Genomic DNA, 25,311 nt, shown 5'->3' on the forward strand with positions numbered 1-25,311 from the left:
GCATCCTTGAGCCTGTTCCACTCAAGTCAGCTGGAGGAATCGAAATGGCACGTGCGGTCGGCATCGACCTGGGCACGACTAACTCCGTCGTCAGCGTTCTGGAGGGCGGCGAGCCCACCGTCATCACCAACGCCGAGGGCGCCAGGACCACGCCGTCCGTCGTCGCCTTCGCCAAGAACGGCGAGGTGCTGGTGGGTGAGGTGGCCAAGCGCCAGGCGGTCACCAACGTGGACCGGACCATCCGGTCCGTGAAGCGCCACATGGGCACCGACTGGAAGATCCAGCTGGACGGGAAGGACTTCAACCCGCAGCAGATCTCCGCCTTCATCCTGCAGAAGCTGAAGCGGGACGCGGAGGCGTACCTCGGTGAGAAGGTGACCGACGCCGTCATCACCGTCCCCGCGTACTTCAACGACTCGGAGCGGCAGGCCACGAAGGAGGCCGGCGAGATCGCCGGTCTGAACGTGCTCCGCATCGTCAACGAGCCGACCGCGGCCGCCCTGGCCTACGGCCTCGACAAGGACGACCAGACCATCCTCGTCTTCGACCTCGGTGGCGGCACCTTCGACGTGTCCCTCCTGGAGATCGGCGACGGCGTCGTCGAGGTGAAGGCCACCAACGGTGACAACCACCTCGGTGGTGACGACTGGGACCAGCGCGTCGTCGACTACCTGGTCAAGCAGTTCGCCGCCGGTCACGGCGTGGACCTGGGCAAGGACAAGATGGCCCTCCAGCGCCTCCGTGAGGCCGCGGAGAAGGCCAAGATCGAGCTGTCCTCCTCCACCGAGACCTCGATCAACCTGCCCTACATCACCGCGTCCGCCGAGGGCCCGCTGCACCTGGACGAGAAGCTCACCCGGGCGCAGTTCCAGCAGCTGACGGCCGACCTCCTGGAGCGCTGCAAGACGCCGTTCCACAACGTCATCAAGGACGCCGGCATCTCCATCAACGAGATCGACCACGTGGTCCTCGTCGGTGGCTCGACCCGTATGCCCGCCGTCGCCGAGCTCGTCAAGGAGCTGACCGGCGGCAAGGAGGCCAACAAGGGCGTCAACCCGGACGAGGTCGTCGCCATCGGTGCCTCGCTCCAGGCCGGTGTCCTCAAGGGCGAGGTCAAGGACGTCCTGCTGCTCGACGTGACGCCGCTGTCCCTCGGTATCGAGACCAAGGGCGGCATCATGACCAAGCTGATCGAGCGGAACACGACGATCCCGACGAAGCGGTCGGAGATCTTCACCACGGCCGAGGACAACCAGCCGTCCGTGCAGATCCAGGTCTACCAGGGCGAGCGCGAGATCGCGGCGTACAACAAGAAGCTCGGCATGTTCGAGCTGACCGGTCTGCCGCCGGCCCCGCGCGGCGTGCCGCAGATCGAGGTGTCCTTCGACATCGACGCCAACGGCATCATGCACGTCACGGCGAAGGACCTCGGCACCGGCAAGGAGCAGAAGATGACCGTCACCGGCGGCTCCTCGCTCCCGAAGGACGAGGTCGACCGGATGCGGCATGAGGCCGAGCAGTACGCGGAGGAGGACCACCGCCGCCGCGAGGCCGCCGAGACCCGCAACCAGGGCGAGCAGCTCGTCTACCAGACCGAGAAGTTCCTCAAGGACAACGAGGACAAGGTCCCCGGCGAGATCAAGACCGAGGTCGAGGCCGCCGTCGCGGAGCTGAAGGAGAAGCTGAAGGGCGAGGACACGGCCGAGATCCGCACCGCCACGGAGAAGGTCGCGGCCGTCTCGCAGAAGCTGGGCCAGGCCATGTACGCCGACGCCCAGGCCGCCCAGGCCGCCGGCGGTGCCGGTGCCTCCGAGGCCCGGGCCGACGACGACGTGGTCGACGCCGAGATCGTGGACGACGAGCGGAAGGACGGTGCCGCGTGACGGAGGAGACCCCGGGCTTCGAGGAGAAGCCCGACGTCCCCTCCGGCGCCACCCCTGATGACGCCGAGCCGCAGGCCGCCTCCCCCTCTCCGGAGGAGGCGGCGGCCCCGGCGGGGGACGCAACCGCACAGACCGCGGGTCTGGTGGCACAGCTGGACCAGGTGCGCACGGCGCTGAGCGAGCGCACGGCGGACCTCCAGCGCCTCCAGGCCGAGTTCCAGAACTACCGCCGCCGCGTCGAGCGCGACCGGATCGCGGTCAAGGAGATCGCCATCGCGAACCTCCTGACCGAGCTCCTGCCCGTGCTCGACGACATCGGCCGGGCGCGGGACCACGGCGAGCTCGTCGGCGGCTTCAAGTCCGTCGCCGAGTCGCTGGAGACCGTCGCGGCGAAGATGGGGCTGCAGCAGTTCGGCAAGGAGGGCGAGCCCTTCGACCCGACGATCCACGAGGCGCTGATGCACTCGTACGCGCCGGACGTCACGGAGACGACGTGCGTGGCGATTCTCCAGCCCGGGTATCGGTTCGGCGAGCGCACCATCCGCCCCGCGCGGGTGGCGGTGGCGGAGCCGCAGCCGGGGGCTCAGACGGTCAAGGCCGACGAGGGCGACGAGGCGGGCGAGGACAAGGAGAGCGGTGGCCCGGACGAGGGCTGACGTACACGCCGGTGTGCGCCGGTCGGGCGTGAGGAAGGAGGGACGTCGGGGATGAGCACCAAGGACTTCATCGAGAAGGACTACTACAAGGTCCTCGGCGTCCCCAAGGACGCCACCGAGGCCGAGATCAAGAAGGCGTACCGGAAGCTCGCCCGCGAGTTCCACCCGGACGCCAACAAGGGCAACGCCAAGGCGGAGGAGCGTTTCAAGGAGATCTCCGAGGCGAACGACGTCCTCGGCGACCCCAAGAAGCGCAAGGAGTACGACGAGGCCCGCGCCCTCTTCGGCAACGGCGGCTTCCGCCCCGGCCCCGGGGCGGGCGGCGGCTCGTTCAACTTCGACCTGGGTGACCTCTTCGGCGGCCAGGGCGGCCAGGGCGGCACCGCCGGAGGAAGCTTCGGCGGCGGTCTCGGCGACGTCTTCGGAGGCCTGTTCAACCGCGGCGGCGGCGCGGGCACGCGGACGCAGCCGCGGCGCGGCCAGGACATCGAGTCCGAGGTCACGCTGAGCTTCATGGAGGCGGTGGACGGCGCGACCGTGCCGCTGCGCATGTCCTCGCAGGCGCCGTGCAAGGCATGCTCGGGCACCGGCGACGAGAACGGCACACCCCGCGTGTGTCCGACCTGCGTCGGCACCGGGCAGGTGGCGCGCGGCTCGGGCGGCGGCTTCTCGCTGACCGACCCCTGCCCGGACTGCAAGGGCCGCGGGCTGATCGCGGAGCACCCGTGCCCCGAGTGCAAGGGCAGCGGCCGGGCGAAGTCGTCCCGGACCATGCAGGTCCGCATCCCCGCGGGTGTCACGGACGGCCAGCGCATCAGGCTGCGGGGCAAGGGCGCGCCCGGTGAGCGGGGCGGCCCGGCCGGCGACCTGTACGTGGTCGTCCACGTGGACGCGCATCCCGTGTTCGGCCGCAAGGGCGACAACCTGACGGTGACCGTGCCGGTGACGTTCGCGGAGGCTGCGCTCGGTGCGGACATCCGGGTGCCCACGCTCGGCGGGCCCCCGGTGACACTGAAGCTGCCTCCGGGCACGCCCAACGGGCGCACCATGCGTGCGCGCGGCAAGGGCGCGGTCCGCAAGGACGGCACGCGCGGCGACCTGTTGGTGACGGTCGAGGTGAGTGTCCCCAGGGACGTTTCGGGGAAGGCTCGTGACGCGCTGGAGGCGTATCGCGAGGCAACCGCGGGGGAGGACCCGCGGGCGGAGCTGTTCCAGGCCGCGAAGGGAGCATGACCAGATGGACGGCCGTCGACGCAATCCGTACGAACTGACCGAGGAAACCCCGGTCTACGTCATCTCGGTGGCGGCCCAGCTCTCCGGCCTGCACCCGCAGACGCTGCGCCAGTACGACCGCCTCGGCCTCGTGTCCCCGGACCGCACGGCGGGCCGGGGCCGGCGCTACTCGGCCCGCGACATCGAACTGCTCCGTCAGGTGCAGCAGTTGTCGCAGGACGAGGGCATCAACCTGGCCGGCATCAAGCGGATCATCGAACTGGAGAACCAGGTCGCCGCGCTCCAGTCCCGCGTCGCGGAGCTGGAGGCCGCGCTGGACGGCGCGGCCGCGGCGATGCGGCAGCGCGAGGCGGCGGTGCACGCCTCGTACCGCCGCGACCTGGTCCCGTACCAGGAGGTCCAGCAGACCAGCGCGCTGGTGGTGTGGCGGCCGAAGCGGCAGCAGCAGACGGACTGACGGCATCTCGTCCCAAGGGCCCGGAGGCGGACGACCTCCGGGCCCTTTGCCGTGTGCTGTCGGAATGAAGGGATGCCGGGGAGGCGCCGGACGGGCCGCCGTGACGGATCGTCGCCGACGGGTGGCGTACCGCTGTGCGCCGGGGGTGGTGTCTTCAGGTCACGAAGATGTGCGGGTGGCACATGCGCACATGGCGCCCTTTGTCTTCACTTGACCTCCACAGGAATGCCGTTGCCATCTCGTTAACGCCTACTTCTTGACGGGTCCACCGCCGCCGCGTTGGCTTTCAGCCACCTGGGTCTCAAAGCTGCCCCTCCGCCCGGAAGGCGCCTGATGTGAACACTCGTACTCCTCGGAGAACCGCTGTGCGTCGAACCGCCATAGCCCTGGCCGCGTCCGCGTCGGCCCTCTCGCTCGCCGCGTGTGGCGCCATGGACGGAGTCGACGCGGGCAGCACCCCCGTGACGTTGAAGAAGGGCAACGACATCACGGTGGGTCTGCTTCTTCCCGAGAAGGAGAACACGCGTTACGAGAAGTTCGATTACCCCATCATCAAGAAGCAGGTCACGGCCCTGACCCACGGCGAGGGCAAGGTGGTGTACGCCAACGCCGACGCGGACGCGGCCGAGCAGGGCAGGCAGCTCGAGCAGATGATCGCCGACGAGGTGGACGTGCTGCTCGTGGACGCGGTGGACGCCAAGGCCATCGCGCCGGGCGTCAAGAAGGCCAAGGACGCGGGCATCCCGGTGATCGCCTACGACCGGCTCGCGCAGGGTCCGATCGACGCCTACGTCTCCTTCGACAACGAGCTGGTCGGCCAGGTGCAGGGCCGCTCCCTGGTCGAGGCGCTCGGCTCGAAGGCGTCGTACAGCAAGATCGTCATGATGAACGGCTCGGTCACCGACCCCAACGCGGCGCAGTTCAAGCAGGGCGCCCTCGGCGAGCTCGGCGGCAAGGTGAACATCGTCAAGACGTACGACACCACGGACTGGAAGCCGGAAGTGGCCAAGGCCAACATGGCGGCGGCGATCCGGGCGGTCGGGCTGAGCAACATCGCCGCGGTCTACTCCGCGAACGACGGCATCGCCGGCGCCGTCATCGACGCACTCAAGGAGGCGGGGATCAGCAAGGTCCCGCCGGTGACCGGCCAGGACGCGGAGCTCGCCGCGGTGCAGCGGATCGTCGCGGGGGACCAGTACATGAGCGTCTACAAGTCGTATCCGCAGGAGGCGAGCAACGCCGCGGAGATGGCGGTGGCGAAGGTCCAGGGCCGCTCGATCGAGTTCGACGCGCTGACCCGTGACAAGGTCGACAGCCCGACCCAGAAGAGGATTCCCGCCATGCTGGTGCCCGTGGTCGCTCTGACCAGGGAGAACATCAAGGACACGGTGATCCAGGACGAGATCTACACCGTGAAGGACATCTGCACCGCCGCGTACAAGTCGGACTGCCAGGCGATCGACCTGAAGTAGCGGCGCGGGGCGGGCGGGTCCTCCTCCCCTCCACCGGCCCGCCCGCCCCTCGCCGCCCACCCCGCCCTTTGCCGTTCCCTTGTGCAACTTCTCGCCGCCCGCGACCACTCCGTGTCGCGGGCGCCGCCGTGTACGGGCCCTGCGGGCCCCAACCCCCCCATCCGCTTGATGCAGTGGAACTTCCGGAGGTGGGGAGGATCCGGCACGGAGCGGCTGAATTGCGGGCGTTGGGGCGGTCGACCCGTGTTGCGGAGGCGGGCACGGCCGCGCATAGTTGCGCTGCGAAGACGTGTGGGGCGCGGCGTGGACGGCGCGCGTCCGGCGCACGGCATGGACGTCGCTGGTGAGCCGCGTGGCGCGGGGACGCTGGAGCCAGGAGTTGGAGCCAGGGGTGGGAGATGGCCGGGCACGGGACGGACGGGCATCCGCACGGCGCTGACCGGCTCTGCGAGGCCGGGAACCGCGTGTACTCCCGGGCCGTACGCCGGGGACGGGTGCCCCGGGCCGATGCCGAGCCGGTGCCCTGCCTGCTCGACCTGGCGCTGCTGCACCCGGACCCCGACGACATGGACTGGCTGGTGCCGACCTCCCCGCAGGAGGTCATGACCCGGCTGTTGCGGGGCGTGTACGCGGAGGTCAGCGCGAGCCAGGCGCGGGTCGGCACGACGGTGGCGGCGGTCGAGTGGTACGCCGGGCTCGGCGGTCGCGAGCAGGGCCACGTGGAGGGGGTGGCGATCCGCGTGCTGGACGGGCTGCCGCGGATCCGCGCCGCGATGGACCAGGCGACCGAGCGGTGCACCACCGAGGTCCTGACGGTGCAGCCGGGCGGCATCCGCCGGGAGGACGAACTGTCCGAGGGCCTGCACCGGGCGCTGGAGATGCGCCGGCGCGGGGTGCGCATGCGGGACCTGTACACGCATGTCGCCCGGCACGGCCAGGGCCTGCACACCTACATGGAGCTGATGGGCGACGCCGCCGAGGCGCGCACCCTCGACGAGGTGCCCGAGCGCCTGATCCTCTTCGACCGCACGGTCGCCTTCATCCCCGCCAACACCGACCGCACGATCGCGCTGGAACTGCGCCATCCCGCGGTGATCGACTACCTGGTGACGGTCTTCGAGCGGCTGTGGCGCCTGGGGATCCCGCTCACCTCGCCGCTCCCGGAGACGGGCATCGACGGCATCACCCACCGGGAGCGCTCGATCGCGGCGCTGCTCGCGGAGGGGCACCAGGACGCGGTGGTCGCCGAACGCCTGGGCATCAGCGTCCGGACCTGCCGGGCGCACATCGCCCGCCTTTCGGAGACCCTGGGCGCGGCGAGCCGTACACAGCTCGGGGTCCGCATCGCCCAGGCGGGCCTGGACGGGCCGCCGCACGCCCCGGAACTGCTCCCGGTCACCGCTCCGGGTGTCGCGGAGTCCCCGACCGAGCTCTGAGACGCCCGGACCGGCGTCCGGCCCGCCGGGCGCAGCGTGGACCCCTGCGGCCTCCCGTGGCGGGCGAGGGAGTCTCCCGGCGGCGCTGTGCCCGCCGGGGGGCAGGCGCGGGCGTTGTGCCCCGCCGTGGCGCGGAGACAGCCGTCAGGGCCCCGTGCCGCGTCTTCTGCGGGGCCGGGAGCCCGCGCGTCGTGACCGCTGCGGGGAGGGGCCCGCGCGCCGGGTCCGCGGTGGGCCCGCGACGGTCGTCAGGATCCGCGCCGCGGCCACGGCGGCCGCCCAGGGGCTCCCGCCACCCACGCGGTCGGGCCGGTGCCCTCCGGGCCGGTGCTCTCCGGGCCGGTGCTCTCCGGGCCGGCGCCGCCGCGGGCTCCGGACCCTGCCTCGTGGAATCGGAACCGATCGGATCGCGCCATTCAATTGCCCCGCTCCAGGATTCCCGACTGCGCGATGAGATAGCCCAGTTGGGCGCGGCTTCCGCTGCCCAGGGCCGCCGCGATCTTGGCTATGTGGGCCCGGCAGGTGCGCACGTTCATGCCGAGGCGCCGGGCGATCGCCTCGTCGACGTGGCCCTCGATGAGGAGCTTGGCGATCGAGCGCTGCACGCCGGTGATGCCGTTGGGGTCGACGGTGTTGGGCACCTCCTCGGTCAGCGGCACCGCACGCTGCCACAACTGCTCGAAGACCATGGCGAGATACCGCACCAGGCCGGGGTGGCGCAGTTCCAGGGCCACGCGCCGGTCCTCGCTGGCCGGGATGAAGGCGACCGTGCGGTCGAAGACGATCAGACGCTCGATCAGTTCCTCGAGCGTGCGGACCTGGATCTTGCCGTCGGAGAAGCGGATGCGGTCCACGTAGGCGAGGGTGCTCTGGCTGTGCCGGGCCGTGTGCTGGTACAGGGTGCGGATGGTGACGCCGCGGTCGGCGAGCGGCCGGTCGCGCTCCAGGGCCTCCATGAGGGTGTCGGTGGGGCGGCCGCCGCCCGGTTGCACCGTCAGCATCTCGGAGCGGCACTCCGCGGTGGCCGAGTTGAGCGCCGCGTTGATCCGGTCGAAGCCCTCAAGGACGGTGATCGAGTGCAGGCTCGCCTGGGGGCTCTGTGTACTGATGGTGATGAACGGGTCGAAGGATTCGGTCAGTTCGATGGTCTGGCGCCGGCGTTCCTGTATCTCGCGCTCCAGCGGGTGCAGTCGCTGGGCGAGCGCCACCGAGGGAGGCACCGGTCGCAGCCAGTTGGCGTCGTCCGGATCCGGATGCAGCAGCGCGAACTCCAGCAGACACGGCGCCGGTTCCACCTCGGAACGCGTGATCCTCCCGGAGCGCAGCGCATTGGCGTAAAGCCGCGCTCCGTCGTCGCACAACTCAGTGACAGCGTGGGGATGTGTCGGGTTTGAGTTGTGTGTGGCCATTTCTCCACCCCCCAGGGTCCTGAACGTGCAGGAACATGATGCATCGCCCCTGTGGCATTGACGTGCCTGAATAAGCCATCGTCTTGTGCTGCGGGGGAGAGGATTCCATCAAGTGAGGACGAAGCCGACTATGCGACCGAGATTGCTTGGTTCAGTGCTTGCAGCCGTCTTCTCCGCCGCAGTGGTTCTCGGTGCTCAGAGCGGCTCGGTCCTTGATGCCGGGCAGACCGGATCGGTGGTCCAGTCGGACAGCGGCTGGAACGCCGTGAGTGTGGCCGTGCCGGCGGACAGCGGCTGGAACACCGCACCGGTGGACAGTGGCTGGAACGCCGTGCCGGCGGACAGCGGCTGGAACACCGTGCAGGGGGACAGCGGCTGGAACGCCGTGCAGGCGGCGGCCCCGGCGGACAGCGGCTGGAACGCTCTTCCCGTGGACGCAGACGCATGACGATTCCTCCCGACGACCGTTCCTTCCGGCGCGAGATGGCCACCGCCTACCGCTCCGGCTGGCACTTCATCGACCTGGTCACCGCCGTCCCGCACAGCGGCGACTCGTTGATGGTGACCGTGTTCGGCGAGCCCGTCGTCGTCACCCGTGACGAGGACGAGGACGTGCGGGCGTACCGGCTCCTGCGGCGGCCTCGGGGGGCGCCGCAGCCCGTGCGGTGCGCCATTCGATACGGAATGATCTTTGTGAACCTGGACCGGCGCGACCACCAGCTGGCCGAGCCGGACAGCGCGGAAGTGAGGACTATCTCAGCCACCCCCCGCAGTGCCTGACGCGATTCCCCCGTCGTAACAGATCGCTCAGGTGCTTCCCCCCGCAGCGGCGTCACCGTGACCTGAACACGGTGACGCCGCTGCAGTTTTGCGGGACTTCTCCCGGTATCACCCCTGTTCGAGGGTGGCTGGAATCAGCCGTGCCCCAGCGCCCGCGTGAGGGCGATCTCGATCACCACGCGTGACGGGTTGGGGCGTGGTGTCCGCCCGTAGCGCTCGGCATAGCGCCGCTCCGCCTCCGCGACCCGCTCCGGATCCGCGGAGACGTGCGCGCGGCCCTCCAGCGTGGCCCACCGGCGCCCGTCCACCTGGCAGACCGCGACCCGTGCCCCGTCCGGCCCCGCAGCCGTCACATGCCCCACCTTGGCGCTCGCCCTGTCGGCGATCACCCGGGCCAGTCGCGTCCCGGGGTCGTAGGTCACGCCGACCGGTACGACGTGCGGGCTCCCGTCCGGGCGGAGGGTCGTCAGCGTGCACAGGTGCCGTTCCCGCCAGAACCTGAGGTACGGGGCGTCGGGCGAGCCCGGGTCTACGGAGTGCGTGGCCATGGCCCGGAACTTAGCCGCTTCCTCTCCCGCTCGACGCCTTGAGTGGAATAGACTCAACTTTGTGTACGTTGCTCAAGTCAGAGTCGACGACAGCGACGACAGCTGAGCGCGGGCCGACGCAAGGAGGAGAAGGCGAACGTGGACGCCGAGCTGACCAACAGGAGCCGGGACGCGATCAACGCGGCCACCCAGCGGGCCGTGTCCGACGGGCACCCGGATCTCACCCCCGCCCACCTGCTCCTCGCGCTGCTCGAGGGGCAGGACAACGAGAACATCATCGACCTGCTGGCCGCCGTGGACGCCGACCAGGCGTCCGTGCGCGCCGGCACCGAGCGCGTGCTCGCCGGTCTGCCCAGCGTGACCGGTTCGACCGTCGCGCCGCCCCAGCCCAATCGCGAGCTGCTCGCCGTGATCGCCGACGCGAGCAAGCGCGCCAAGGACCTCGGTGACGAGTACCTGTCCACCGAGCACCTGCTCATCGGCATCGCCGCCAAGGGCGGCGCCGCCGGCGAGGTGCTCGCCCGCCAGGGTGCGGACGCCAAGAAGCTGCTGGACGCGTTCCGGAAGACCAGGGGAGGACGCCGGGTGACGACCCCGGACCCGGAGGGCCAGTACAAGGCCCTCGAGAAGTTCGGCACCGACTTCACCGCCGCCGCGCGGGAGGGCAGGCTCGACCCGGTGATCGGCCGGGACCACGAGATCCGCCGCGTGGTGCAGGTGCTGTCCCGCCGCACGAAGAACAACCCGGTCCTCATCGGGGAGCCCGGCGTCGGCAAGACCGCCGTCGTCGAGGGGCTCGCCCAGCGGATCGTGAAGGGCGACGTGCCCGAGTCCCTCAAGGACAAGCGGCTGGTCGCACTCGACCTCGGCGCCATGGTCGCGGGCGCGAAGTACCGCGGCGAGTTCGAGGAGCGCCTGAAGACCGTCCTCGCCGAGATCAAGGAGTCCGACGGCCAGATCATCACCTTCATCGACGAGCTGCACACCGTCGTGGGGGCCGGGGCCGGCGGCGACTCCGCCATGGACGCCGGCAACATGCTCAAGCCGATGCTGGCGCGCGGTGAGCTGCGCATGGTCGGGGCCACGACCCTCGACGAGTACCGCGAGCGGATCGAGAAGGACGCGGCCCTGGAGCGGCGCTTCCAGCAGGTGCTGGTGGCCGAGCCGACCGTCGAGGACACCATCGCGATCCTGCGCGGCCTGAAGGGCCGCTACGAGGCCCACCACAAGGTGCAGATCGCGGACAGCGCGCTGGTGGCCGCGGCCACCCTCTCCGACCGCTACATCACCTCCCGCTTCCTGCCCGACAAGGCGATCGACCTGGTCGACGAGGCGGCCTCCCGGCTGCGCATGGAGATCGACTCGTCCCCGGTGGAGATCGACGAACTCCAGCGGGCCGTCGACCGGCTGCGGATGGAGGAGCTGGCGCTGAGCAAGGAGACCGACCAGGCGTCCAAGGAGCGCCTGGAGAAGCTGCGCCGTGACCTCGCCGACAAGGAGGAGGAACTGCGCGGCCTGACCGCCCGCTGGGAGAAGGAGAAGCAGTCCCTCAACCGCGTCGGTGAGCTGAAGGAACGGCTCGACGACCTGCGCGGCCAGGCCGAGCGCGCCCAGCGCGACGGCGACTTCGACACCGCCTCCAAGCTGCTGTACGGCGAGATCCCGGGCCTGGAGAAGGAGCTGGAGGCCGCCTCCGAGGCAGAGGAGGAGGCCGCCAGGGACACCATGGTGAAGGAGGAGGTCGGCTCCGACGACATCGCGGACGTCGTCGCCTCCTGGACCGGCATCCCCGCCGGACGCCTGCTGGAGGGCGAGACGCAGAAGCTGCTGCGCATGGAGGAGGAGATCGGCAGGCGGCTCATCGGCCAGGCCGAGGCCGTGCGCGCGGTGTCCGACGCGGTGCGCCGCAGTCGGGCAGGCATCGCCGACCCCGACCGCCCGACCGGCTCGTTCCTCTTCCTCGGCCCCACCGGCGTCGGCAAGACCGAACTGGCCAAGGCGCTCGCCGACTTCCTCTTCGACGACGAGCGGGCGATGGTCCGCATCGACATGTCGGAGTACAGCGAGAAGCACAGCGTCGCCCGGCTGGTCGGCGCCCCGCCTGGATACATCGGCTACGAGGAGGGCGGCCAGCTCACCGAGGCCGTGCGGCGACGCCCGTACAGCGTGGTGCTCCTCGACGAGGTGGAGAAGGCCCACCCGGAGGTCTTCGACATCCTGCTCCAGGTGCTGGACGACGGCCGCCTGACGGACGGTCAGGGCCGCACGGTCGACTTCCGCAACGCCATCCTGGTGCTGACCTCGAACCTGGGCAGCCAGTTCCTGGTGGACCCGATCACCAGCGAGGAGGAGAAGAAGGAGCAGGTCCTTGAGGTGGTCCGCGCCTCCTTCAAGCCGGAGTTCCTCAACCGGCTGGACGACCTGGTGGTCTTCTCGGCGCTCACGAAGGACGAGCTGAGCCGGATCGCGCGGCTCCAGATCGACCGCCTGGCCCAGCGGCTGGCCGAGCGGCGCCTGACCCTGGAGGTCACGCCCGAGGCCCTGGCCTGGCTGGCCGACGAGGGCATGGACCCGGCGTACGGCGCCCGGCCGCTGCGCCGCCTGGTGCAGACCGCCATCGGCGACCGTCTCGCCAAGGAGATCCTCGCCGGCGAGATCAAGGACGGCGACACGGTCCGCGTCGACCGGTTCGGCGACGGGCTGATCGTGGGCCCGGCGACCGGCAAGACCCTCTGACCGGGCGTCAGACCGAGGAGACGTGGAGGGATACGAGGGCGGTGTGCCCGTCCTCGTATCCCACCGTCAGCCACACCTGGCCGGCCTCGGGCGACGCCTCGTCGCTCAGGTGCATGCACAGGTCGGTGCCGCACGGCGTCGACGGCCGCAGGCCCGGATACGACCGTTCCAGCCAGTCGGCCACCGCGGCGCGCGGCATCCGCCAGGTGCCGTCGTACGATCGGCCCGCCGCGTCGTCCAGCGTGCAGTCCTCGTCGCTCGTGCCGACGGGTGGCGCGGCGCGTGCGAAGCCGACGACCTCGGCGCAGTCGACCCGTTCGGCGGAGCCGAACGCGTCGTCCCCGTGCTGCACATACGCGTACACCACCCACCCCGCCCCCACCAGGCACACCGCCAGGAAGGCCGCGGAGAGCTACCACAGGCCCCAAAGGATCCCGCGCATCGTCGTGCGCACGGTCATGCACCCCCTCGTCTCCCCCGGACGGCGGAGACCGGCCACATCCTGTCAGCCTCCGGCGGACACGGCCCGTCCGGGCTTGCCACCCCCCGCCCCGCATGGGGGAGGATGGCGTAATCCGTACGAAGGGAAGAACACGGTGAGCATCGACCCGTCCTCGATTCCGAACTTCGGGGGCCAGCCCGAACCGCAGCCGCAAGGACCGGCGGGCCCCGTGGTTCCGGATCAGGACCTCGTGAAGCAGCTCCTCGACCAGATGGAGCTCAAGCACCTCGTCGACGAGGAGGGAGACCTCGTCGCGCCGTGGGAGCAGTTCCGTACGTACTTCATGTTCCGCGGTGAGGGCGACCAGCAGGTCTTCTCGGTGCGCACGTTCTACGACCGCCCGCACAAGATCGACGAGAAGCCGCAGCTGCTGGAGTCCATCGACGACTGGAACCGGCGCACCCTGTGGCCGAAGGTGTACAGCCACACGCACGACGACGGCACCGTGCGGCTCATCGGTGAGGCGCAGATGCTGATCGGCACCGGCGTCAGCCTGGAGCACTTCGTCTCGTCCACCGTCAGCTGGGTGCGGGCCGCCATCGAGTTCGACCGGTGGCTCGTGGAGCAGCTCGGCCTCGCGGAGGACGTCGACGAGACGGACAAGCCCGACGCCGAGGAGTAGGCAGCCCCCCGGTCACAGGGGTGACCGGCCGAGCACCACCAGATACGCCCCGTAGACGAACGAGAGCCCGGCCAGGGCGCACGCCACCACGGCGGCGTGCCAGGGCCGGGCTCTCGCCGTCCGTACCAGCGCCCGCGCCACCACGATGAGCAGCGGGAACGCCGGCAGCAGGAAGCGCGGCTTGGACTCGAAGAAACCGGAGCCGCCGAGCGTGATCACCAGCAGGGCGCCGCTGTAGACGACCAGCGGCAGCGGGGCGCGGTCCACCAGCAGCAGCGCGAAGAGCACGGTGCTCACCATGACGATCACCAGCGCCATCGGGAACAGCAGGCGGGTGCCGTGCAGCAGCATGTGCCCGGCGAAGCGCAGCGCACCCCGCCCGAAATCGAAGCGCGAGCCCCACAGCCGCTGCACCGTGAAGTAGCCGCCGAGCGGATCGCCCCTGCGGTGGCCCACCCACAGCACGTAGCCGGCCCAGCCGAGCGGTGCGAGCGCCGCGCCCGTCCACAGCCTGTGGGTGACCGCGCGGCCGCGCGCCCGCCACACCTCGTGCCCGGCCGCGGCGAGGACCGCCGCGGCCACCGCGACGCCGTTGGGCCGGGTCAGGCCGGCGAGGGCCGCCAGCGCGCCCGCCGCCACCCAGCGGCGGGTCAGGACCGCGTACAGCGACCAGGCGGCGAACGCCGTCAGCAGGGGCTCGGTGTACGCCATCGACAGCACGACGGAGTGCGGGAGCAGGCCCCACAGCAGCACGAGCACGGTGGCGACGGCGGGGCCGTGCAGCCGGGCGCCGATCAGGTGGATCCCGTAGGCGGCGACCGCGGCGGCGGTCCACGACAGCAGCAGGCCCGCGGTGACGCCGTCGAGCGGGGTGAGGGTGGTGAGGGCACGGACCAGCCCCGGATAGAGCGGGAAGAAGGCCAGGTCGCTCTGGCTGCCGGTGGGGCCCGGACGGGTGAGTCCGTAGCCGTGCGCGGCGATCCCCAGGTACCAGACCGAGTCCCAGGAGTGCCCGAGCAGCAGCAGGGGCGGTTTGTCCCAGGCGTGGGCGACGGCGGCGAGGACGAGGCCGCCGCACAGGCGGGCGGCGGCGAACAGGCCGAGCGCGGCGGCGGCCGTCGTCGGCAGCCGCGGCCCGCGCCCCGCCGGACGGGTACGGTCGTGGTCCCCCGGCCGCTGGACGGGGGGAGCGTGCACGGTACTGGCGTGGGTCACACGGGAACCATGCGTCGCTCAGGACCGGCACGCGAGCATTGCACCACCGTGCGGGTACGGATCCGGGGCCCCCGGCGCGCCGCCCGCGGGTGGGGCGGCGGTGCTGCTAGGCCCTGTCGTTCGGATCGGGCCGGCTGCGGGTCCCGGCGCCTTCCCGCCGACCCGAGCGGGGTCCGGTGCGTGCAGCTGCAAGGCGGAGGAGGGCGCTGAGGGTCAGCCCACCAGCGTCCCGAGCCGCCGGACGGCCTCCTGGAGGACGTCGTCCTTCTTGCAGAAGGTGAAGCGGACCTGGGTGCGGCCGGCGTCGGGGTCGTCGTAGAAGACGGAGTTCGGGATGGCGACGACGCCGCAGCGTTCGGGGAGCGCGCGGCAGAAGGCGTAGGCGTCCTTCTCGCCGAACGGGGTGATGTCGGTGGTGATGAAGTACGTGCCCTGGGGTTGGTAGACCTGGAACCCGGCCGCGCGCAGGCCGTCGCCGAGCAGGTCGCGCTTGCGGCGGAGGTCGGCGCGGAAGCCGTCGAAGTACGCGTCCGGCAGGCGCAGCGCTTCGGCGATCGCGTACTGGAAGGGGCCCGCACTGACGTAGGTGAGGAACTGCTTGGCGGTCCGGACGGCGGCGACCAGTGGGCCGGCGGCCGTGACCCAGCCGACCTTCCAGCCGGTGAAGGAGAAGGTCTTGCCGGCGGAGGAGATGGTCACGGTGCGCTCGCGCATGCCGGGCAGGGCCGCGATGGGGTGGTGCGCGCCTTCGTACACGAGGTGTTCGTAGACCTCGTCGGTGACGACGAGCAGGTCGTGCTCGACGGCGAGTGCGGCGATGGCGCCCTGCTCCTCGGCGGTGAGGACCGTGCCGGTCGGGTTGTGCGGGGTGTTGAGGAGGAGGAGCCGGGTCCTGGGAGTGATCTTGGACCGCAGCTCGTCCAGGTCCGGACGGAAGGACGGAGCGCGCAGGGTGAGGGGTACGCGCTTCGCGCCGGCCATGGCGATGCAGGCGGCGTAGGAGTCGTAGTACGGCTCGAAGGCGATCACCTCGTCCCCCGGTTCGAGGAGGGCGAGCAGGGCCGCCGCGATGGCCTCGGTCGCCCCCGCCGTGACCAGGACCTCCGTGTCGGGGTCGAAGGCCAGGTCGTAGAAGCGGCGCTGGTGGTCGCTGACGGCGGTGCGGAGCTCGGGGACGCCGGGGCCGGGCGGGTACTGGTTGCCGCGTCCGTCCCGCAGTGCCCGGACGGCGGCCTCGCGGACCTCCCCGGGGCCGTCGGTGTCGGGGAAGCCCTGGCCCAGGTTGATGGACCCGGTGCTCACGGCGAGGGCGGACATCTCGGCGAAGATCGTCGTTCCGAACTCGGCGAGCCGGCGGTTGAGGAGGGGGCGCGCGCTGGAGGTCATGGCCGCCATCCTGCGCCGAAGCTCTGGACTTCCTCAACTCTGCTTTGACCGGTGGGACGCGGGGGCATCCCCCGTTCACGCACCGAGGAAGAGGGGCCCACGGGGGGCCGCTTCGGGGGATTCGAAAGGGGGCGACGCCATGACCTTCGGCATCATTCTGGCGCTCGTCTTTATCGCTGTGGTGACGCTCGTCGTGGTGGCCCGCCGCGGCTCCAGGAAGGCGGCGGCGTGGTCCGGGGCCCGTGGCACGCGGACGAGGACGCGGCAGAGCGCTCGGTCCGGCGGCGGCAGCAGCGGCAGCGGCAGTAGCAGCGGCAGTGGCAGCGGCAGCAGCTGGTGGGCTTGGGGCGACATCGGCGGTTCGTCGTCGGGCGGCCATCACTCGGGTGGCCATCACTCGGGCGGCCATCACTCGGGGGGCCACGACTCGGGGGGCGGGCACTCGGGCGGCCATCACTCCTGCGGCGGGGGCCACTCGTGCGGCGGGGGCCACTCGTCGTGCGGTGGGGGCGGATGCGGCGGAGGCAGCTGACACGGGGCAGCCGAGCTCCGCGGGGGAAACGCATCCGAGTACGCCGAGTGCCCGCCGGGAGGTATGCCGGCGGGCACTCGGCCTGTGCGCCGCGCGACTCGTCAGCCGTCCGAGACCGGATCACCCGGCAGAGGGAGCGCGTAGGCGCATGCCGGGGCGCTGCGCGCCAGGTGCGCTCCCAACGACCCGTCACAAGGGGGCGTACAGCGCGCATATCAACACTCCCGGCGCACAACATAGTTGAACAATTGCTCTGTTGAGCCCTCGGTGGGATGGAAACCCTACGAACTTGGGTAAAAACGCTGTGGGGGCGCCACAGTTCATGATTCCCTCTCAACCACCAATGCAGCCCCCCGGACGCCCTGCGGCCACCGACCCGCAGGCGTTCCGCCCGACCGGGCCGACCCGGACGTCGTGCCCGACCGGCTGAGCCGGCCGCACCCGCGGTGCCCGGCCGGGGTGCGCCGGAATCCCTCCCCACTTTTGCGTGCTAGCGGAGCCGATCCATGCTCACGACCCTGAACACCTCCTACACCGACACGCGCGCGGCCGACCTCGCCTGGGCCCTGGGCCGCGAGCCGCTGCCGGCACTCGCCACACTCGACCTGGAACTTGCCGGCGCGCAACTCCAGTTGAGACTCCTCGGCGCATCCCACCAGGTCCTCCTGGAGGAGGAGCGGGGCAGTTGTTCGGAGACGGTGGCGTGCATCGCGGGCTCCAGCAGTCCGCTGCCCCTGGGCGTCGCCAAACGGGTCGGCGACTGGGAGTACGAGTTCGCGGCCCGGGTGGAGGTGATGTCTCCCCGGTCCTTCGCGGGCCGCGCCCAGGAACTGCTGGCCCTGGTCTCCGACCATCCCCACGGCCTGGCCGGCGTCTTCCCCGGCAGCCCGCACGCGTTCACGGCCATGCTGGCCCACTACCACGAGGGCCAGGTCCACTGGCGCACCTGGCACGCCTACCCCCAGGACGGCCAGTTGGTGGCGACGCGGACTCGGGTGGGCGTGAGGGCGCCGACGGCACACCCGGACCGCTCGGAGGCGCGACTGAGTCCCTCTCGCGCATGAGGAGGGGTACGGCCGTGCCGGGTGCCCCACAACCCCGCAGGACCACACGTGTGGGTGACGAAGCCCCGCGCAGGCGTGACGTAGCGTTCCGACCGTGATCGAACCGCACGCGCCCGCTCCGCCCGGCGCCCCCGTCTCCTGGGGTGAGAGCGGCCAGAGCCAGGCGTGGCTGCCCGTGCGCCCCGGCACCGGACGGTTCCTCGTCCTCGCCGGCGTGTTCGTCTGCGCGGCCTGCGGTCTCGTCTACGAGCTCGAACTCGTCGCCCTGGCCTCCTACTTGATGGGTGACTCGGTCACCCAGGCATCCGTCGTGCTGTCCGTGATGGTCTTCGCGATGGGGGTCGGCTCCCTCGCCGCGAAGCGGCTGCGCTGCCGTGCCGCGGCCGGCTTCGGCGCGGTCGAGGCGGCGCTCGCACTCATCGGCGGTTGCAGCGCGATGGCCCTGTACGCGGTCTTCGCCTGGACCGGCGACTGGGGCGGACCGTGGTCGGCCGGGCCGCGCTGCCTGCTGGCCGCCTTCTCGCTGGCGATCGGCCTGCTCATCGGCGCCGAGGTTCCGCTGCTGATGGAGCTGATCCAGCGCATCCGCCGCCAGGACGCGGGCGGAGCGGTCGCCGACCTGTTCGCGGCGGACTACGTGGGCGCGCTGGTCGGCGGCCTCGCCTTCCCCTTTCTCCTGCTCCCCCTGCTGGGTCAGCTGACGGGCGCCCTGCTCACCGGCGCGGTCAACGCGGTCGCGGGCGGAGCGCTGGTCCTCGGGCTGTTCCGCCGCGACCTGAGCCGGCGCGGCCGCTGGCTGCTCCTGGTCGCCAACATCGTCGTGCTGGGCCTGCTCGCCACGGCGGCCGTGATGGTCGACGACTTCGAACGGGCGGCACGCCAGGCGGTGTACGGCGGGGACGTGCGGGTCGCACTGCGGACCGGCGTCCAGGAGGTGGTCCTCACCGGCGGCACCCACGGCCGTCCGCTCGGCCTGTTCCTCGACGGCCGACTGCGGGTGAGCGGCCGCGACGAGCGCCTCTACCACGAGGCGCTCGTGCACCCCGCGATGAGCGGCGGCCCGCACACGCGGGTGCTCGTCCTCGGCGGCGGTGACGGCCTCGCGGTGCGCGAGGTGCTGCGGTACGCGGGGGTGACACGGGTGGACGTGATCGAACCGGACCCGGCGGTGACCCGGCTGGCCCGCCACGACCCGGCCCTGTCGGCCCTGAACCGCCACGCCCTCGCCGACCGGCGCGTCCATGTGCGCACGGCGGACGTGTTCTGCGGGCTCCGGAGCACGCGGCGGGCGTACGACGTGGTGGTCGCGGACCTTCCCGACCCGGGCATCACGGCGAGCGCCAAGCTCTACTCGCAGGAGTTCTACGGCCTGGCCCGCCGCGCCCTGGCGCCCGGCGGCCGCCTGGTGGTGCACGCGGGCCCGGTGACATCCCGCCCGTGGGTCTTCTGGACGGTCGAGGCGACGATACGGGCGGCGGACCTGCGCACGGTCCCCTATCGCGTCGGCGGGCGCGCCTCCGGCTTCGCGGCCGGGCCCGACCGCTCGCCGAACGGATCCCGGGCCCCGCGCGACTGGGGCTTCGTGCTGGCGGCCCGTACCCCTCCGGCGCTGACCCTTGACCCGCGCGAGCAGCGGCTGGGCGCGCTGACCCGGGCGTCCCTGCGGGCGGACGCGCGGGCCGCCTCGCGCACCCGGGTGCGGGGGCTGCCCCCTTCGACGCTGGTGCACCCGAGGTACGCCGACTGACCCGGGCGGCGGCCCGCGGTGCGAATACCACGGAGGAAGGGTGCGGTTCGGGCCGTGCTGGGTAGGCTCGGCCGACATGAAGCATGAGGTGTTCGTTCCGGTTCCCGCCGAGCGGCTCAGGGAGGCGCTGGCCGATCCCGCCCGGGTGGCCCGGGCGATCCCCGGGCTGCACCAGGACGCGGGCACTCGGCCCGTCGCCGGCCGCCTGAAGGTGCGCGTCGGCGGCCACACGATCACCTACCGCGGCACGCTGCGGGTCGCGGAGCGGGGCGACGGCTCGTTCACCGCGCAGGGCGAGGCGTCGGAGGCCCGTGGCACGGGCACGGTGGAGCTGTCCCTGTCCGTACGCGTGCTGGCGGCCGAGGGCGGCGCGACGGTGGTGTTCACGGGGACGGCGACGGGCGACGGCCGGATCGCGGAACTGCCCGAGGAGGCGGTGGCCTCGGCGGGGGCCCGGCTGCTGGGCCGGTTCGCGGAGAACCTGTGCGGGCCGACGCCGGACTCGTCCGCCGCCGGGCCGACGCCGGATGAGACCCCTGCCGGGCCGACCCCGGATGAGGCCCCTGCCGGGGAGCCCGCCGCTCGTGAGGCCGCGCCGGAGGAGCCGGTCGCTCGTGAGGCCGTGCCGGAGGAGCAGGCCGGGGCCGGGCGCGGGGGAGCCGAGGCCGGGGCGACGCCGGATGAGGTCCCCGCCGGGGAGCCTGCCGCAGAGACCGCCGGCGAGCCTGTCGAGGAGCCTGCGGCGGGGGCTGCCGGTGAGCCTGCCGCGGAGGCTACGGGTGGGCCTGCGGGGGAGTCCGCCGCGGAGGCTACGGGTGAGGCTGCCGGCGAGTCCGCCGCGGAGGCCGGGCAGGCGGCGGCGGAACCGCCCGCGCAGGAGGCGGAAGAGCCCTCGGCTCCCTCGGCGGAGGAGCCCTCGGCTCCCTCGGTCTTCGACGCCGAGGTTCCCCCGTCGCCCCTCGACCCCCTCGCCGACGAGGAGGGACCGGACGGCGGCGCGGCAGAGCCGCCCGCCGAGGCGGCGCACGCCCGGCGCACGATGATCGGCCGCAGCGCCGAGGAGGTCGATCACGCGCCCCCGCGCGGCCGGTACGCGCCCGTCCCCTCCGCCGAGCCCGCCGCCGCCACCGCGACCCTCCGCTGGGCGGCCCCGGCGGCGGCCCTGATCGTGGCGACGGCGATCGTCGCGGGCCGGCTGCTGCGCCGACGTCGCTGAGCGCGCGGGAGCCCTCGTCGCCGGCCGGCAGCCACCGCCGACCGCGCCGACCGCGCCGGACGGCCGGGCCGCGGGCCCACGCCCTCTTGATCGGCCCGATCGGCCCGATCGGCCCAGTAGGGTCGGCCACGTGAGCGACGACGAGATCACGTTGACCGCAGGGGACGCGGAAGTCGTGCTGGCGCCGGGCAACGGCGGGCGCGTACGGAGTCTGCGCGTGGGCGGCGCGGAGCTGCTGCGCCAGGGTGAGCGGTTCGGATGCTTCCCCATGGCCCCCTGGTGCGGGCGGATGCGGGACGGCCGGTTCCGCGACGGTGCGAAGCTCCACCGGATGCCCCTCAACTCCCCGCCGCACGCCATCCACGGCACCGTCCGCGACGGTGCCTGGCGCGTGGCCCGCGCCGGGCGGACCGAGGCCGTCCTCACCTACGACCTGGCCGCCCCCTGGCCCTACCCGGGCCGCGTCACCCAGCTCGCCGCGCTCACCGAGGACTCGCTGACGCTCACCATGTCCGTGGAGACGTACGACTCCTCGTTCCCCGCCCAGGCCGGCTGGCACCCCTGGTTCAACCGCACCCTGGACGGCGAGGACGTCCGCATCGCCTTCAGCCCCGCCTGGCAGGAGGAGCGCGGGGAGGACCACCTGCCCACCGGGAACCGCATCGATCCCACGCCCGGCCCCTGGGACGACTGCTTCGGCATGCCCGGCGGCGTCGACGTCACCCTCACCTGGCCGGGGCGGCTGGAGCTGGCGGTCACCAGCCGCGAGGAGTGGGTGGTGGTGTACGACGAGCAGCCGGAGGCGGTGTGCGTGGAGCCGCAGACCGGTCCCCCCGACGGTCTGAACACCCTTCCGCGCCTGGTCACGCCCATCGAGCCGCTGGAGACCGCGACCACCTGGACATGGCGCCGGCTGTGAGCCGCGGGAGTCCCGGGGGTGAGCGCCGCCCTTAAGCTGACCGGTATGAGTGACGTCTACGCAGTAATGCCGCCAGGCACACGCGGCGCCCTGCTGCAGCAGATCAAGGACAAGGCCGTGGTGCACGGCAAGGTCACCCTCTCCTCGGGCCTGGAGGCCGACTACTACGTCGACCTGCGCCGCATCACCCTCGACGGGGAGGCCGCCCCGCTGGTGGGCCAGGTGCTGCTGGACCTGACCGCCGACCTCGACTACGACGCGGTCGGCGGGCTGACCATGGGCGCGGACCCGGTCGCGGCCGCCATGCTGCACGCGGCCGCCGCGCGCGGGAAGCGGCTCGACGCCTTCGTCGTCCGCAAGGCCGCGAAGGCGCACGGCCTGCAGCGGCGCGTGGAGGGGCCGGAGATCAAGGGGCGCCGGGTCCTGGTCGTCGAGGACACCTCCACCACCGGTGGCTCCCCGCTGACCGCGGTGGAGGCGGTGCGCGAGGCCGGCGCCGAGGTGGTGGCCGTCGCGACGATCGTCGACCGGGCCACGGGCGCGGCCGAGAAGATCCAGGAAGGCGCCGGCGTCCCCTACCGCTTCGCCTATGCGAAGGACGAGCTGGGTCTCGACTGAGCGCCCTGCGGAGGAGGCCGTCCACACGTCGGAACTGTGACCTGAGCATCGGGTCACGTCTGGAAAGATGGGGCCGACGATGACGTCGCACCCCCCTAGGTCAGGGCCGTAAGCAGCAGTCCCGTTCGTACCGCAGTACGAGACCCGCACATACAAGGAGCGGACAGATGCCCATCGCAACCCCCGAGGTCTACAACGAGATGCTGGACCGGGCGAAGGCCGGCAAGTTCGCCTACCCGGCCATCAACGTGACCTCCTCCCAGACCCTGCACGCTGCCCTGCGCGGCTTCGCGGAGGCCGAGAGCGACGGCATCATCCAGATCTCGACGGGTGGCGCCGAGTTCCTGGGCGGCCAGCACAAGAAGGACATGGTCACGGGCGCCGTCGCCCTGGCCGAGTTCGCGCACATCGTCGCCGCGAAGTACGACATCACGGTCGCGCTGCACACGGACCACTGCCCGAAGGACAAGCTGGACGGCTACGTACGTCCGCTGCTCGCGGTCTCCGAGGAGCGCGTGGCCCGCGGCGAGAACCCGCTGTTCCAGTCCCACATGTGGGACGGCTCCGCCGAGACGCTCGCCGACAACCTGCAGATCGCGCAGGAGCTGCTGGCCCGCGCCGCCGCCGCGAAGATCGTCCTCGAGGTGGAGATCACCCCCACCGGCGGTGAGGAGGACGGCGTCTCCCACGAGATCAACGACTCCCTGTACACCACGGTCGACGACGCGATCCGTACGGCGGAGGCGCTGGGTCTGGGCGAGAAGGGCCGCTACCTGCTGGCCGCGTCGTTCGGCAACGTGCACGGCGTGTACAAGCCGGGCAATGTCGTCCTGCGCCCCGAGCTGCTGAAGGAGCTGAACGAGGGCGTCGCCGCCGAGTACGGCAGGCCGACCGACAGCAAGCCGTTCGACTTCGTCTTCCACGGCGGCTCCGGCTCCAGCGAGCAGGAGATCCTGACCGCGCTGGAGAACGGCGTGGTCAAGATGAACATCGACACGGACACCCAGTACGCCTTCACGCGCCCGGTCGCCGACCACATGTTCAAGAACTACGACGGCGTCCTGAAGGTCGACGGCGAGGTCGGCTCCAAGAAGACCTACGACCCGCGCAGCTGGGGCAAGCTGGCGGAGGCGTCGATGGCCAAGCGGGTCCTCGAGGCGTGCGCCAACCTCCGGTCCACCGGCACCAGGATCAAGTGACGGCACCCCCGACGAGCCCGGCGCCCCCGCGGAGCCGGGCTCGTCGCACGTCTGGCCCGAGGGCGGCCGGCGCGGGATGATCCCCCCATGGCTATGGCCGAACGGCAGGGCCCTGCGGTCAGGATCGGTTCCCCCCAGGGGAAATGGGTCCTCCTGACGACCGTGCTCGGCTCCGGCATGGCGATGTTGGACTCCACCGTCGTCAATGTCGCCCTGCCCAGGATCGGCCGCGACCTCGACGCGAGTCTCGCCGCGCTCCAGTGGACCGTCAACGCGTACCTGGTCACGCTCGCCGGTCTGATTCTCCTGGGCGGCGCCCTCGGCGACCGCTTCGGCCGCCGCAGGGTGTTCGTCCTCGGCGTCGTCTGGTTCGCGACCGCCTCGCTCCTGTGCGGCCTCGCCCCCACCGCCGGCGTGCTCATCGCCGCCCGCGCCCTGCAGGGCATCGGCGGCGCGCTCCTCACCCCCGGCTCCCTGGCGCTGATCCAGGCGTCGTTCCACCCGGACGACCGGGCGCGGGCGGTCGGCCTCTGGTCCGGTTTCGGGGGCATCGGTGCCGCCGTGGGCCCGTTCCTCGGCGGCTGGCTGGTGGACGGTCCCGGCTGGCGCTGGGTCTTCCTCCTCAACGTCCCGGTGGCACTGGTCTGCGTCCCCGTCGCCGTCCGGCACGTACCGGAGTCGGCGGACGGCAGGGTGCACGGCCGGTTCGACGTGCTCGGCGCCGCCCTCGGAGCCCTGGCCCTGGCCCTGGTGACCTACGCCCTGATCGAGGCCCGCCACGGCTCGGTGGCCGTGGCCGTCACGGCGGTCACGGGCGTGGCCGCCGCGGTCGCCTTCGTGTACGTCGAGCGGCGCCGCGCCGACCCGATGATGCCGCCGGACATCTTCGGGTCCCGCCAGTTCACCGCGGTCAACCTGGTGACCCTCTGCGTCTACGCGGCCTTCGGCGGCTTCTTCTTCCTCACCGCGCTCCAACTCCAGGTGGTGTCGGGCTACTCGGCACTCCAGGCCGGGACGGCCCTGCTGCCCACGACCGTCCTCATGCTGCTCTTCTCCGCCCGCTCCGGTGCGCTCGCCGAGTGCATCGGCCCGCGCATTCCGCTCACCGTCGGGCCGCTGCTGTGTGCGGCCGGGCTGCTGCTGATGCTGAGGGTCGGCACGGACGCCTCCTACGCCGTCGACGTCCTGCCGGCCCTGCTGGTGATGGGGGCGGGCATGGTCGTCCTGGTCGCGCCGCTGACCGCCACCGTGCTCGCCTCGGTGGAGACCGCCCGGGCGGGCCTGGCCAGCGGCATCAACAACGCGGCGGCCCGCGCGGCCGGCCTGGTCGCGGTGGCCGCGCTGCCGGTGCTCACCGGGATGGGCCCGGAGGCCTACCGCTCGGCGGACGCGTTCGACGCGGCCTTTCGCCGGGCGATGCCGCTGTGCGCGGGCATCCTGGTGGCCGGTGCGGTGCTGGCCTTCGCGACGGTGCGCCGCCCGGCACCGGAGTGCCGCCACCCGGAATGCCGCACGCACGGCTGCGTGACGGCCCCGCCCCTGGAACCCCGCGGCCGCGGTGGCCCCAAGGCCTCCGGCGCCGGTCGAGCTTCGTGACGGCGTTCCCGATCTTCGCCGACGGGTACGCGAACACCAGCAGAGGCCGATCACGCGGTCGGTGCGGGCCCGGCGGCACAGCCGT

General features: G+C 72.0%; 23 protein-coding genes. 17 read left to right on the forward strand and 6 right to left on the reverse strand.

Annotated features, from left to right (window positions below):
- The first annotated feature begins 44 nt into the window (after positions 1–44).
- From dnaK to ACFYMU_RS01800, 6 genes are all read left to right on the forward strand, one after another.
- A complete protein-coding gene (gene dnaK / locus ACFYMU_RS01775; protein ID WP_388366618.1) occupies positions 45–1,883 on the forward strand; it encodes a molecular chaperone DnaK in 1,839 nt (612 codons plus the stop codon).
- A complete protein-coding gene (grpE, locus tag ACFYMU_RS01780; RefSeq protein ID WP_388366620.1) occupies positions 1,880–2,539 on the forward strand; it encodes a nucleotide exchange factor GrpE in 660 nt (219 codons plus the stop codon). The genes dnaK and grpE overlap by 4 nt, the downstream gene beginning before the upstream one ends.
- Before the next feature lie 51 nt (positions 2,540–2,590).
- The gene (gene dnaJ / locus ACFYMU_RS01785) at positions 2,591–3,772 is read left to right on the forward strand and encodes a molecular chaperone DnaJ (protein ID WP_388366622.1); all 1,182 of its coding nucleotides are present in this window, start codon (positions 2,591–2,593) and stop codon (positions 3,770–3,772) included.
- 4 nt (positions 3,773–3,776) lie between these two features.
- The gene (locus ACFYMU_RS01790; RefSeq protein ID WP_381084320.1) at positions 3,777–4,229 is read left to right on the forward strand and encodes a heat shock protein transcriptional repressor HspR; all 453 of its coding nucleotides are present in this window, start codon (positions 3,777–3,779) and stop codon (positions 4,227–4,229) included.
- A 365-nt stretch (positions 4,230–4,594) separates the two neighbouring features.
- Positions 4,595–5,701 carry a sugar ABC transporter substrate-binding protein gene (locus ACFYMU_RS01795; RefSeq protein ID WP_388366624.1) on the forward strand — a complete coding sequence of 369 codons (1,107 nt, stop codon included), beginning with the start codon at positions 4,595–4,597 and terminating at the stop codon, positions 5,699–5,701.
- Positions 5,702–6,099: 398 nt separating this feature from the next.
- The gene (locus tag ACFYMU_RS01800) at positions 6,100–7,137 is read left to right on the forward strand and encodes a LuxR C-terminal-related transcriptional regulator (RefSeq protein WP_388366625.1); all 1,038 of its coding nucleotides are present in this window, start codon (positions 6,100–6,102) and stop codon (positions 7,135–7,137) included.
- Between the two features lie 416 nt (positions 7,138–7,553).
- Here the strand turns inward: ACFYMU_RS01800 and ACFYMU_RS01805 are convergent, their stop codons facing one another.
- Positions 7,554–8,546, reverse strand: coding sequence for a helix-turn-helix transcriptional regulator (locus ACFYMU_RS01805; protein WP_388366626.1), 993 nt, complete (start codon positions 8,544–8,546; stop codon positions 7,554–7,556).
- Between the two features lie 235 nt (positions 8,547–8,781).
- Between ACFYMU_RS01805 and ACFYMU_RS01810 the strand changes: the two genes are divergently transcribed.
- Together ACFYMU_RS01810 and ACFYMU_RS01815 are read left to right on the forward strand one after the other, a co-directional pair.
- The gene (locus tag ACFYMU_RS01810; protein WP_388366627.1) at positions 8,782–8,994 is read left to right on the forward strand and encodes a hypothetical protein; all 213 of its coding nucleotides are present in this window, start codon (positions 8,782–8,784) and stop codon (positions 8,992–8,994) included.
- Positions 8,991–9,326: a hypothetical protein gene (locus ACFYMU_RS01815; protein WP_388366629.1), complete on the forward strand. Its 336-nt coding sequence runs from the start codon at positions 8,991–8,993 to the stop codon at positions 9,324–9,326. Before ACFYMU_RS01810 ends, ACFYMU_RS01815 begins: the two co-directional genes overlap by 4 nt.
- A gap of 134 nt (positions 9,327–9,460) precedes the next feature.
- Here ACFYMU_RS01815 and ACFYMU_RS01820 read toward each other — a convergent pair whose 3' ends face one another.
- On the reverse strand, positions 9,461–9,874 hold the full coding sequence (locus tag ACFYMU_RS01820; RefSeq protein ID WP_388366630.1) for a pyridoxamine 5'-phosphate oxidase family protein: 414 nt from the start codon (positions 9,872–9,874) through the stop codon (positions 9,461–9,463).
- A 138-nt stretch (positions 9,875–10,012) separates the two neighbouring features.
- Here ACFYMU_RS01820 and clpB point away from each other — a divergent pair, with 138 nt between their 5' ends.
- A complete protein-coding gene (clpB, locus tag ACFYMU_RS01825; protein ID WP_388366632.1) occupies positions 10,013–12,610 on the forward strand; it encodes an ATP-dependent chaperone ClpB in 2,598 nt (865 codons plus the stop codon).
- A 7-nt stretch (positions 12,611–12,617) separates the two neighbouring features.
- Here clpB and ACFYMU_RS01830 read toward each other — a convergent pair whose 3' ends face one another.
- Complete coding sequence (locus ACFYMU_RS01830) at positions 12,618–12,992, reverse strand: hypothetical protein (RefSeq protein WP_388366633.1); 375 nt, start codon at positions 12,990–12,992, stop codon at positions 12,618–12,620.
- 214 nt (positions 12,993–13,206) lie between these two features.
- Here ACFYMU_RS01830 and ACFYMU_RS01835 point away from each other — a divergent pair, with 214 nt between their 5' ends.
- Entirely contained in the window at positions 13,207–13,734 is a 528-nt protein-coding gene (locus tag ACFYMU_RS01835; RefSeq protein WP_388366635.1) for a YbjN domain-containing protein, read from the forward strand.
- A gap of 12 nt (positions 13,735–13,746) precedes the next feature.
- Here ACFYMU_RS01835 and ACFYMU_RS01840 read toward each other — a convergent pair whose 3' ends face one another.
- The 3 genes from ACFYMU_RS01840 to ACFYMU_RS01850 form a co-directional block, all read right to left on the reverse strand.
- Positions 13,747–14,949 (reverse strand): mannosyltransferase family protein, encoded by a 1,203-nt coding sequence (locus tag ACFYMU_RS01840; RefSeq protein ID WP_388366636.1) that lies wholly within the window; start codon positions 14,947–14,949, stop codon positions 13,747–13,749.
- Between the two features lie 213 nt (positions 14,950–15,162).
- Positions 15,163–16,344, reverse strand: a complete 1,182-nt coding sequence (locus ACFYMU_RS01845) for a pyridoxal phosphate-dependent aminotransferase (protein WP_388366638.1) — start codon at positions 16,342–16,344, stop codon at positions 15,163–15,165.
- A 66-nt stretch (positions 16,345–16,410) separates the two neighbouring features.
- Positions 16,411–16,689 carry a hypothetical protein gene (locus ACFYMU_RS01850; RefSeq protein WP_388366639.1) on the reverse strand — a complete coding sequence of 93 codons (279 nt, stop codon included), beginning with the start codon at positions 16,687–16,689 and terminating at the stop codon, positions 16,411–16,413.
- Positions 16,690–17,373: 684 nt separating this feature from the next.
- On the opposite strand from ACFYMU_RS01850, the gene ACFYMU_RS01855 reads away from it, so the two are divergent.
- The 7 genes from ACFYMU_RS01855 (at position 17,374) to ACFYMU_RS01885 (ending at position 25,226) form a co-directional block, all read left to right on the forward strand.
- On the forward strand, positions 17,374–17,931 hold the full coding sequence (locus tag ACFYMU_RS01855; protein ID WP_388366640.1) for a DUF2617 family protein: 558 nt from the start codon (positions 17,374–17,376) through the stop codon (positions 17,929–17,931).
- 94 nt (positions 17,932–18,025) lie between these two features.
- The gene (locus ACFYMU_RS01860; protein ID WP_388366642.1) at positions 18,026–19,678 is read left to right on the forward strand and encodes a polyamine aminopropyltransferase; all 1,653 of its coding nucleotides are present in this window, start codon (positions 18,026–18,028) and stop codon (positions 19,676–19,678) included.
- A gap of 76 nt (positions 19,679–19,754) precedes the next feature.
- Positions 19,755–20,894 (forward strand): SRPBCC family protein, encoded by a 1,140-nt coding sequence (locus ACFYMU_RS01865; RefSeq protein ID WP_388366644.1) that lies wholly within the window; start codon positions 19,755–19,757, stop codon positions 20,892–20,894.
- Between the two features lie 130 nt (positions 20,895–21,024).
- Complete coding sequence (locus ACFYMU_RS01870) at positions 21,025–21,813, forward strand: aldose 1-epimerase (RefSeq protein ID WP_388366646.1); 789 nt, start codon at positions 21,025–21,027, stop codon at positions 21,811–21,813.
- Positions 21,814–21,879: 66 nt separating this feature from the next.
- Complete coding sequence (pyrE, locus tag ACFYMU_RS01875; RefSeq protein ID WP_388366648.1) at positions 21,880–22,431, forward strand: orotate phosphoribosyltransferase; 552 nt, start codon at positions 21,880–21,882, stop codon at positions 22,429–22,431.
- Positions 22,432–22,598: 167 nt separating this feature from the next.
- Positions 22,599–23,630 carry a class II fructose-bisphosphate aldolase gene (fbaA, locus tag ACFYMU_RS01880; protein ID WP_388366650.1) on the forward strand — a complete coding sequence of 344 codons (1,032 nt, stop codon included), beginning with the start codon at positions 22,599–22,601 and terminating at the stop codon, positions 23,628–23,630.
- Positions 23,631–23,717: 87 nt separating this feature from the next.
- A complete protein-coding gene (locus tag ACFYMU_RS01885; RefSeq protein ID WP_388366652.1) occupies positions 23,718–25,226 on the forward strand; it encodes an MFS transporter in 1,509 nt (502 codons plus the stop codon).
- Positions 25,227–25,311 lie beyond the last annotated feature (85 nt).

This window comes from Streptomyces sp. NPDC007264, assembly GCF_042869095.1.
Classification (GTDB): domain Bacteria; phylum Actinomycetota; class Actinomycetes; order Streptomycetales; family Streptomycetaceae; genus Streptomyces.